The 787-nt window shown below is 71.8% G+C and carries 1 protein-coding gene; it reads right to left on the bottom strand.

The genetic code is table 11. The features are described 5' to 3' along the window. A partial coding sequence (locus AAAX34_RS09420; RefSeq protein ID WP_349111074.1) for a hypothetical protein occupies positions 1-737 on the bottom strand: 737 nt, incomplete at its 3' end. Positions 738-787: the final 50 nt, after the last annotated feature.

The following is a 787-nucleotide window of genomic DNA, read 5'->3' as shown; positions in this document are numbered from 1 at the left end:
CCGGGCGCGAGCTCGCGCCACGAGACGGGCTCGCCGGGTCCCCTCCTGAGGTCGGCGGTCACGGACTCAGGCCCGTAGACGCCGCCGCTCGCCTCGAACGACGCGCGCACGCGCTCCCTGAGCGCGGCCTTGGGGTCGGGCCTCGAGATCCTGGGCGCCTGGTCAAGATAGGTGCTCTTCGGGATCGACAGGGTCCTGGTCACGTCCGCGAGCCTCACCGCCGGCGAGAGCCTCCTCGCCGCCTCTCCCGCCCTGTGCTTCTCCTCGTTCGTCAAAGAGCCAGGGCCTGGTGCTTTTAGGACGTCCAACACCGCCAGGGCCTCGGCGAGCCTGACCTCGGCCTCGCGGGCGCGCTCGGCGGGGTCGTCGGGAAGCCCCTCCAGGCCCCAGTCCCGCCAGTCGGTCTGCTCGGGCGGCTCGCCGCCGGCCCCTCCGCGCCCGGTCCTCTCCATCTTGCCCGCGCCCCCTTCGGCTCGACGCTTCCGCGGGGAGGCGGGCTCGGTGCCCGGTCGCCTCGCGGCGAATGCGGGGCTGCCCTCGCCGTGCGAGCAGTGCATGCGCTCCGCCCGGTCGGGCATCTCACGGGCGGTCAGCTCGCCCGCCTCCTCCAGCTTGAGCCAAGCATACAGGTTGTCCTTGTTCGGGAAAAGCGGCAGGCTCCTGCAGGCGGCGGGGGCGGACAGGCCGCTCCGGTGGAACTCCCAGAGAATCCCCTCGCGCTCCTCTTTCGTATACATCGGACTCCCTCCTGGACCCAGATTGGGTCCGAGATTTTGTCCGAGGTCCC

Source organism: Collinsella sp. CLA-ER-H4, from assembly GCF_040092395.1.
Taxonomy (GTDB): domain Bacteria; phylum Actinomycetota; class Coriobacteriia; order Coriobacteriales; family Coriobacteriaceae; genus Collinsella.
This window is presented reverse-complemented; position numbering and strand designations above follow the sequence as displayed.